The sequence below is a fragment of the Rhodanobacter sp. Root179 genome (genome assembly GCF_001428465.1).
In the GTDB taxonomy this organism is placed as follows: domain Bacteria; phylum Pseudomonadota; class Gammaproteobacteria; order Xanthomonadales; family Rhodanobacteraceae; genus Rhodanobacter.
In genome coordinates this window covers 1-3,999 of sequence record NZ_LMHR01000007.1, presented here as the reverse complement: position 1 = coordinate 3,999, position 3,999 = coordinate 1, and the positions used below count along the sequence as shown (strand labels likewise).

The 3,999-nt window shown below is 58.8% G+C and carries 3 protein-coding genes and 1 pseudogene; 2 read left to right on the top strand and 2 right to left on the bottom strand.

The genetic code is table 11. The features are described 5' to 3' along the window. Window positions 1-46: 46 nt before the first annotated feature. Together ASD82_RS00090 and ASD82_RS17235 are read right to left on the bottom strand one after the other, a co-directional pair. Window positions 47-1,909, bottom strand: a complete 1,863-nt coding sequence (locus ASD82_RS00090; RefSeq protein ID WP_056713623.1) for a M1 family metallopeptidase — start codon at window positions 1,907-1,909, stop codon at window positions 47-49. A gap of 346 nt (window positions 1,910-2,255) precedes the next feature. Then, window positions 2,256-2,969: a restriction endonuclease gene (locus ASD82_RS17235; RefSeq protein WP_082542626.1), complete on the bottom strand. Its 714-nt coding sequence runs from the start codon at window positions 2,967-2,969 to the stop codon at window positions 2,256-2,258. A 396-nt stretch (window positions 2,970-3,365) separates the two neighbouring features. On the opposite strand from ASD82_RS17235, the gene ASD82_RS17975 reads away from it, so the two are divergent. Together ASD82_RS17975 and ASD82_RS17515 are read left to right on the top strand one after the other, a co-directional pair. Then, the gene (locus ASD82_RS17975; protein WP_235577703.1) at window positions 3,366-3,530 is read left to right on the top strand and encodes a hypothetical protein; all 165 of its coding nucleotides are present in this window, start codon (window positions 3,366-3,368) and stop codon (window positions 3,528-3,530) included. Then, window positions 3,523-3,999 (top strand): annotated as a pseudogene (locus ASD82_RS17515) (hypothetical protein); the annotation flags it as partial. The gene ASD82_RS17975 and the pseudogene ASD82_RS17515, both read left to right, overlap by 8 nt.

Genomic DNA, 3,999 nt, shown 5'->3' with positions numbered 1-3,999 from the left:
GGGAATGACTCCCTCCCCTGCACCGCAGGGGAGGGTCGGGGTGGGGTCAGCCTGGCTGCTTCGCCTTCTTCGCCTTGGCGATGATGTTCTCCACCACCTGCTGGGTCAGCGGGTGGTAGCCGTCCTTCGCCTTCGCGTAGACCTGCTCGGCATAGGCCAGCCCTTCGGGCGTTTTCACGAAGGCCCGGTACAGCGGCGTGGTGAGGTACATGCGGCCGATCCGGGTCATGTGCTCGGCGGCGGCGTTCCACACGGCCCTGTCGCCGGCGGCGATCGCGTGGCTGTACCAGCGCATGCCGATTTCCGCGTTCGGCGTGCCGGTGAGGTGCCAGGCGGCGTCCAGTTCCTGCATCTTCGCCAGCGGCGGCGCGTCCGGCAGGCGGTCGAGGAAGTACATCCACTCCTGGGTGTTCCAGCCCTTCGCATCGAGCGAGCCGGCGGCCAGCGAGCCGGCGAGAAAGTCGCTGCGCTCCTTGTCGATCGCGTTGAAGCGCGGGGACTCGGGCAGCGGCGCATCCTTCGGGATGCCTTCGCCGTAGACCCAGGTCTTCACCTCGTCCCAGCTCATCTTGCCGGGATACTTCTCGATCAGGTTCGGCTTCATGTAGTCGAGCATCTGCTCGGTGGTGATGCTGTGCCAGGCGAAGTGGGCGAAATAGCCCTTCAGGTAGTTGTCGAAGTTCTCGCGGCCGAAGCGCTGCTCCAGCGTGCGCAGGAACCACGAGCCCTTGTCGTAGGCCACGTCGGACAGCGAATCGTCGGCGCCGACGCCGCGCGGATCGGGCGCCAGCTTCTGCGAGTTGGCGGGCATCTCGCCGATGCCCTTCTGCAGCGCGCGCGCCGACAACAGCGCCTCCTCGTCGGCCAGCGGCTTGCCGTACACCGCCTCGGTGATGCGGCCCTGCACGTAGGTGGTGAAACCCTCGTTGAGCCAGATGTCGCGCCACGCGGCGGACGTCACCAGGTTGCCCGACCATGAGTGCGCCAGCTCGTGCGAGACCAGCGAGACCAGGCTCTTGTCGCCGACCAGCACGGTCGGCGTGGCGAACGTCATGTTCGGGTTTTCCATGCCGCCGTACGGGAACGACGGCGGCAGCACCAGGATGTCGTAGCGGCCCCAGGCATACGGGCCGTACAGCTGTTCGGTGGTGGCGATCAGCTTCTCGGTGTCCTCGAATTCATGCGCGGCCTTGTCGACCACCGACGGTTCGGCATAGACGGCCGAACGCGGTCCGGTTTCCTTCACCGCGATGTCGCCGGCGCCGATCGCCAGCAGGTAGGACGGGATCGGATGCGGCTGGTCGAACTTGAAGTCGCCGTCCAGCGGATGCTTCGCGTCGTTGATCGCGCTCATCACCACGCGCACGTCCTTCGGCGCCTTCACGCGGGCGTCGTAGGTGAAGCGGATCGCCGGCGAATCCTGCAGCGGCACCCACGAGCGGGCGTGGATCGATTCGGACTGCGAGAACATGAAGGGCAGCTTCTTGTCCGCAGTCTGCGCCGGGGTCAGCCACTGCAGGCCGGTGGCGGTCGGCGCGGTGGTGTAGACGATGCGCACCTGCGCCGGGTGCTTCGGCGCGGTGATCGTCAGCTTGCTGCCCAACTGCTTGTCGCGCGGGGCCAGTGCGTACTTCAGCGGCGTGGCCTTGCCGTCGGCGGCCAGTGCCTCGATCTTCGCGATCTTCAGGTCGCGCGTGTCCAGCACCAGCGACTGCGCCTGCGGATTCTTCCAGTCCAGCTTCAACGTGGCCTGGCCGTCGAGCTGCCTGTGCGGGAAGTCGATCGTGAGGTCCAGATCCAGATGGGTCACCCGTACCTGGTCGGGCTGCGCGTAGGAATTCGGATCGTTGGCGTAAGCGGCCAGCGGCAGCATCAAGGTGCCGAAGGCGAGGGCGGGAAGAAGTCGCATGGAGAAACTCTCGGGCCGGAAAACCCGAGTATGCCATTGCCGCGGTAGCGGCTGCCCGTGACGAAAGCCGTGGCTCAGGGCAACATGACGTGCCAAAGCGGCCGTTGGTCTGCGGAAAGCTATGTTCGCAAAAGCGATAATACCCATTTATGAGATGGCGGTTTCAATATCCACGTGCAACACCCCCACCATGGCCGAGCCCATGATCCGGTGGGGAATAGGTCTGTCAACGGCTGCGCAAGCGCTGTCGCGCCGTTGACAGAGCCATTCTCCACCCACTTTGGTCACTATGCCAAGATGGGGGCGATCTATCGGGGTGTTGCACGTGGAGTTTGAACTGGCCGATCTATTTTGGAGAGTTGTTTGCGGAAAAACTTGCGGCCTGCAGGTCGTGGTTATCAAGCTTTGCTTCAAGTTCAGATAGCTTCTCTTCTACAAGGCACACAACTTCCTTGGATGACTCGAAGTGTTTGTCTATACCAAATAGATTAAATACTTCGAGATCATCGGTCACAAATGGATAAGACCCGATCATTGCACGTGTCAACAAGTCTAAGCACATACCTACAGTTCTAATCCCAGAATACTTGGCGTCCCAAGTCCTAATGCCGAACTTAATTCGATCCTCTTTCGAGATCTCCCAATATCTGTCCCTGCAAGAGTTTGCGCAATCAAGCAAGTCCCGAAATCGCATGGCATAGATACTGTCACCTGCAGCATTTCGCATTTCCGCTATGGACGTAAGTTGGATATTGGTCAAGTTCGCAGCCTCTTGCGCACCGCTCTGAAAACCAACCTCAGAAAGCAAAATACCTCTATCAGCGCCCAAATCTGTAACAATTTGACGCAATGCGAGGACATGCAATTTGGTTATGCGCGTTTGCCACCTCTTGCATTCAACTATCCATGTGATGTCAAACCCAACGTGATGAGATTGCACTAAGACATCCACATCATGAGACGTCCTTGTACCAACGACGGTGGCGTTCGTAGTCGCAGTGAGCCCCAGCGAGCGAAAATAGCCAGCGGCATCCTCCTGGTACTTCTCCCAAGCTTTCATCGGTCGTTCCTCAGCACTGACTTTGGTCTGCGTTCAAGTATGATCCCCATGGCCAGGGAAATGCCTGACCATCTAGGTGTACGCTTGCTCTGGTAGATGACATGTGCGCCTTATCGCGAGGCCGTGCCTTCAGCGCCAGTTTTCACCTGCGGGTTTTGATGGGTTCGGAGCAACGCCCAAGAGTCCCACAACAGCCCCCTAACAGCGGTTCTTACATACTTCAGTATCAACGTGCAGCTATCGTTTGCGACCCAGCACCTTAGAGCAATCTGCGAAAGCAAAAGTGTCTCGTCCCGGCACCTGGATGCTGACGCTTCAAGGAATCTAAGGGCTCGACTCGCGGACCTTAGGGCAGCTGAAAGTGTCACCGAGCTATGTTCTGGAAATCCAAGAGAGATGCCGAAGGTGCCGAGCACATGGATGGTCGATATTTCAGCTTCGCAAGTCTTGGCATTTGAACCGGGACAACTGGACGTACCGAAGCTGAAGTCAGGTTTGGTTGACTGGTCGAAAGTGACACGCGTCAAAGTCATCCACATTGGAGCGCTCACCAATGTTTGAACAGAGCTTTTCTCCGCGCTGGATATCTCCTCCGGGCGAAACTGTCGCTGATCTCATGGTAGGCCTTGGCCTCACCACCGAAGATCTTGCCGCCCACATTGGTGGAACGAGCAAGCAGGCTCAAAATTTGCTCCGTGGAGATCACCCTATCAACAAATCAATTGCTGAAGGCCTCGCTTCAGCAGTCGGGTCCACCGCAAGCTTCTGGTTGCGCAGAGAGAAGGAATATAGAGAAGAGCTGTCCAGGATTCTTGAAAACGCGGATCAATGGCTTAGCGAACTTCCCATCAAGGACATGGTTAAGTTTGGCTGGCTACCTTCGGTCGAGTCGAAGTTAGACCGCGTCACAGCCTGCCTGGATTTTTTCGACATTCCGGACCCCACAGCATGGCATGGTCGGTACGATGGACTGCTGGAAAATATTGCGTACAAGACATCGCAGTCTTTTGATTCGACGCCCTCTGCCGTG

What these genes read in the sequence shown, in the direction of transcription:
- ASD82_RS00090 (WP_056713623.1), bottom strand. Translation starts at nt 1,909, where the DNA reads ATGCGACTTCTTCCCGCCCTCGCCTTCGGCACCTTGATGCTGCCGCTG.
- ASD82_RS17235 (WP_082542626.1), bottom strand. Translation starts at nt 2,969, where the DNA reads ATGAAAGCTTGGGAGAAGTACCAGGAGGATGCCGCTGGCTATTTTCGC.
- ASD82_RS17975 (WP_235577703.1), top strand. Translation starts at nt 3,366, where the DNA reads ATGCCGAAGGTGCCGAGCACATGGATGGTCGATATTTCAGCTTCGCAA.